Here is a 5,032-nt window from a genome sequence, read left to right on the forward strand (position 1 = left end):
TACTGGCAGCGGCGCTTCGCCTCGGGGAACGTTTCGCGTGCGCAGATCGCGGGCGCGGTCACCGGGTCGCAATCGTTTATCCGGAACGCCTACGCGGACCCCACCCGGATCGGTCCCGGTAATCGTCTCCTCGGCATGCTCGGAGTGAACCCGGCAGCGGGCGGCACACCTATCTCGAATACGGACTTTATGACGAAGCTGGCGACACGCTGGCACACGCAGTCGGATTCGACAGTACAGGCCGAAGCGCAGATGGTCGGAATCGATAAAGACGTGGCGCTGAAGATGAAGGAGTTCGGCGCATCGATGGGCGAAATCGGAATGTCGTTGAAGGAGATGCAGCAGTATCTCGACGTGGCGAAGAACGTACGGACGCTGAACGACGAATTGGCGCGGTTTAACGAGCAGATCACGCAGCTAGGCGAGAAGTTCGCCGGGCCGGTGCTTACGTCCGTGACCACGCTCCTGAAGATGATAAACGACGCGCACCTTCCGACTACGGACGCGGGCGCGGCGCGTTCGATGGACCACCAATTAGGCGCGGGCGAGGACGCGGGCAGCGGCATCGCGGAAGCGCTCATTAACGATAAAGCGGAGAAGGACGCCGCAGCGAAGGTCGATAGAGCCGCCGCGCAAGACCTCTTCAAGAAGCAAGAGCAAACGTTCCGCGCGCAGCAGGTAAAAGACGCAGAGGAGCAACGCCAGAAGCAAGAGTTAGCGAAGGCTGAAGACAAGGGTAGACGCTCTGTTCAAAACGCTGCCTGAAGGCGCTAAAGAAAGTATCGAAAAGCGGGACGCGCCGAAGCCAGGTTAAAAGTGCACTGTTTACTAGAGGGCCGCGCGAACTCTCGACGGGGAGTAGAGCGCGACTTAGTGCAAATTTTCCGTACGGAATTCCGTATCGCACGTACGTTCGTGCTTTTGTACGCGCTAAAGAATTGAATAAGCTAGGACTTCGGTTCGGAGTTATCCATTTTTGAACCTCCGTCTCAAGGCAGAGTGCGATGTTGCTGGGTGTCTGGTGATTAGTTTGCGGCAGTATCCGCTGCCGGATTTATCAATTTGTAACGTTTAGGTGTGATCTATTGATGCAAGAACCGCACCGGGATCGATAAGTGCTACAGGTGCTTGTTTTATAAGGGTTTTTGCCTGTACTGGGTCCGTGGCTTTGCTCAACAGCAATTACCTTTTACCTAAAGTTATAAACTTCATGACCCGTCTGAACGTAAAAAAGGCGCTTTCGCGCCTTTTTTACAAACCAGCCGTTTTCGCCGAAATCAGTCTTCCCGGCGCAAATGTGGGAACAGGATTACGTCACGGATGCTAGGGCTGTCGGTGAGCAGCATTACCATCCGGTCAACACCAATCCCGCAGCCGCCCGTCGGCGGCATACCGTGTTCGAGCGCGCGAATGTAGTCGGCGTCGTAGAACATGGCTTCTTCGTCACCGGCATCTTTCTGGTCGACCTGCTTTTGAAAGCGTGCAGCCTGATCTTCAGGGTCGTTCAGCTCGGAGAAGCCGTTCGCGATCTCGCGGCCCGTGATGAACAGCTCGAAGCGCTCGGTGATTCCCGGAACCGTATCCGATGCCCGTGCCAGCGGCGACACTTCCAGCGGATAGTCGACAATGAACGTCGGCTCCCACAATTGCGATTCCGCGGTTTCCTCGAACAGCGCGAGTTGCAGCGCGCCCACGCCGGCATTCAGGAACTGCGGCTGCGATGCATCGACGCCAAACTTTTTCAGTTCCGGGCGCAGGAACGCTGCATCGCCAAGTTGTTCGTCCGTGTATTGCGGTGCAAATTTCTGAATTGCCTCGCAAATGGTCAGCCGATGGAACGGCTTCGATAAATCCAGCTCGCGCCCCTGATAGGTGATGTTGGCGGTACCGCGTGCATCGATGGCCGCCTGCCGGATCAGCTCTTCCGTGAAGTTCATGATCCACGTGTATTCTGTGTACGCGGCGTAGAACTCCATCATGGTGAACTCGGGGTTGTGTCGCGGCGACACGCCTTCGTTGCGGAAATTGCGATTGATCTCGAACACGCGTTCAAAGCCGCCGACCACCAGCCGCTTCAGATACAGCTCGGGCGCGATACGCAAAAACATCTGCATGTCGAGCGCGTTGTGATGCGTGACGAACGGCTTTGCCGCGGCGCCGCCGGGAATCGGATGCAGCATCGGCGTTTCCACTTCCATGAAATCCGCCTTCGCCATGAAGCTGCGAATCGACGCGAACGCCTTCGTGCGCGCAATAAACGTCTGGCGCGTTTCCGGCGTCACGATCAGGTCGACGTATCGCTGGCGATAGCGCATTTCCTGATCGGACAGCCCGTGGAATTTGTCGGGAAGAGGGCGCAACGCCTTCGTCAGCAGACGCAGTTCGGTGCATCGGACAGAAAGTTCGCCTTTGTTCGTGCGGAACAAAACGCCCTTCGACGCGATGATGTCGCCCAGGTCCCACTTCTTGAATGCGTCGTAGACGTCCTGGCCGACGTCGGCGGGCGTGATGAAGAACTGGATCTGGCCGCTGCCGTCCTGCACTGTCGCAAAACTTGCCTTGCCCATCACGCGTTTCAACATCATGCGGCCGGCGACAGCGACTTGCAGCGGCTCGGCTTCGAGCGCTTCCTTGTCTTTATCGGCGTAATCGGCTTGCAGCGCGGCGGCCTGGTGCGTCGGACGAAAATCGTTCGGGTACGCGATGCCTTGCTCGCGCAGCGCACGGAGCTTGTCGCGACGCTCGGCGAGGATCTGGTTTTCTTCCAGTTCGGGAGCGGCGCCCGGCTGAGTCGGTTCGGTCATGATGTCTTCGGCGATGAATACGGTGACTGCGGCTGAATTGGGACCTGATTCGGTCGTTGGCCGCAAATATCAGCGACGCAATGCTGCGGTGAATTGCTGCAGAACGTCGCTGCAAAAGATGCTTAAAAGCGTGCTTCGGTTACACGCCCTGTTTCAGGCTGGCGCTGATGAAGTCGTCCAGATCGCCATCGAGTACGGATTTCGTGTTGCTGATTTCCACGTTCGTGCGCAAGTCCTTGATACGGCTGTTGTCGAGCACGTACGAGCGGATCTGGTGACCCCAGCCCACGTCGGTCTTGCTGTTTTCCAGGTTGTCTTTCTCGACCTGGCGCTTGCGCATTTCGAACTCGTACAGCTTTGCCTTCAGCATCATCATGGCTTCGGCGCGGTTGCGGTGCTGCGAGCGGTCGTTCTGGCACTGCACGACGATCCCCGTCGGTCCGTGCGTGAGACGCACAGCGGAATCTGTCTTGTTGATGTGCTGGCCGCCCGCGCCCGACGCGCGATACGTGTCGGTGCGAATGTCCGCCGGATTGATATCGATTTCGATGGAGTCGTCGACTTCCGGGTACACGAAGATCGATGAAAACGACGTATGGCGTCCGCCCGACGAGTCGAAGGGCGACTTGCGCACGAGCCGGTGCACGCCCGTTTCCGTGCGCAGGAATCCGTATGCGTATTCGCCTTCCACCTTGATGGTCGCGCTCTTGATCCCGGCAACGTCGCCGTCGGATTCTTCCAGCACTTCGGTCTTGAAGCCCTTACGCTCGCAGTAGCGCAGGTACTGGCGCATCAGCATGGCTGCCCAGTCGCACGCTTCGGTGCCGCCGGCGCCTGCCTGGATATCGATAAAGCAGTTGTTCGGGTCGGCCGGGTTCGAGAACATCCGGCGGAATTCCATGTCTTCGACGCGTTTTTGAAGCGCTGCCGCGTCTGTCTCGCACGAGACGAGTGTGTCTTCGTCGGCTTCCTCGCGGGCCATGTCGAACAGATCCTGCGTGTCGCGCAGGTCGTTATCGAGGTCCGTGATCGTGGTGACGACGCCGTCGAGCAGCTTTTTCTCGCGGCCCAGCGCCTGGGCGTTTTTCGAGTCGTTCCAGACGTTCGGGTCTTCTAGTACCCGGTTGACTTCGTCGAGGCGAAGAGCCTTGGCGTCGTAGTCAAAGATACCCCCGGAGCTCGCCGGCGCGATGGCGCAGGTCGGCGAGGAGATTCTCGATTGCGTTTAGACGTTCCGCTTCCATGTGATCGTTTTCAGGTTTTTTGGCTAAGAGGGAAATTATAACTTAGCCGCAACCTGCGCTGGGCGGGCGCGGACGATCGGGACCCCGCGTTTCACGCGAGCGCGTGCTCGACGATCATCTGCACACGCGCCACACCATTCCATGTATCTGAAACCAGCCGGTACGCCACCACCGTGCGATTCGGCAACGTGTCCGTATGATTGAACCAGATCGCATTGAAGCGCTGCTGGCCGCGCCGCAGTTGCAGTTTCAGGTGTTTGTCCTTCACCAGCGCCTGCGAAGCCACTTCGAATTCGCCAGAGAAAACCGGCGCGGGGAAGCCCTGGCCCCAGACGGCGTTGTCGATCAGTTCGACGAATTGCGGCGTGAAATAAGCGTCTTCGAGTTCGCCGTCAGTTTCAACCACCCGCGATAACGCTTCGGTTGTCAGCCATTCGCGTCCGACCGCTTCGAACGCGGCGGTGAAGCGGGGAATGTCGGCGGTGACGATGGTCATGCCCGCGGCCATCGCGTGTCCGCCGAATTTCACGATCATTCCGGGCTCGCGCTTGGAAATCAGGTCCACGGCGTCGCGCAAATGGAAACCGGCAATCGAGCGTCCCGATCCCTTCGATAAAACCCCGCTATCATCCGCGTGCGCAAATGTGAACGACGGACGATGAAATTTCTCCTTCAAACGCCCGGCGACAATCCCGATGACACCCTGGTGCCAGGTGGGATTGAACAGCGTCAGCGTGGCGGAGTCTGCGGGATCGATGCTCGCCAGTTCCTCGAGCGCCTGTTCCTGCATCCCGGCCTCTATTTCGCGCCGTTCGCGGTTGATGCCGTCGAGTTGCTGCGCGAGTTCCCACGCGCGGCCGATGTCGTCGGTGATCAGGCATTCAATGCCGAGCGACATATCCGACAAGCGTCCCGCCGCGTTCAGGCGTGGGCCGAGCGCAAAGCCGAGATCGAAGCCGGATGCAACGCGCGCATCGCGCGCCA

4 protein-coding genes are annotated in these 5,032 nt (G+C 58.8%); 1 reads left to right on the forward strand and 3 read right to left on the reverse strand.

The features are described 5' to 3' along the window. A partial coding sequence (locus tag ACRXB1_RS30235) for a hypothetical protein (RefSeq protein ID WP_449494131.1) occupies nt 1-765 on the forward strand: 765 nt, incomplete at its 5' end. Between the two features lie 512 nt (nt 766-1,277). Here the strand turns inward: ACRXB1_RS30235 and lysS are convergent. From lysS to ACRXB1_RS30250, 3 genes are all read right to left on the reverse strand, one after another. After that, a complete protein-coding gene (lysS, locus tag ACRXB1_RS30240) occupies nt 1,278-2,804 on the reverse strand; it encodes a lysine--tRNA ligase (RefSeq protein WP_449494132.1) in 1,527 nt (508 codons plus the stop codon). 139 nt (nt 2,805-2,943) lie between these two features. After that, a protein-coding gene (gene prfB / locus ACRXB1_RS30245) for a peptide chain release factor 2 (RefSeq protein ID WP_119024634.1) occupies nt 2,944-4,048 on the reverse strand; the annotation gives its coding sequence in 2 pieces (ribosomal slippage) (nt 2,944-3,966 and nt 3,968-4,048; 1,104 coding nt in all). 91 nt (nt 4,049-4,139) lie between these two features. Further along, nucleotides 4,140-5,032, reverse strand: an 893-nt coding sequence (locus ACRXB1_RS30250) for a single-stranded-DNA-specific exonuclease RecJ (protein ID WP_449494133.1), incomplete at its 5' end; no start/stop codon positions are given.

This window comes from Caballeronia sp. M23-90 (genome assembly GCF_053574605.1).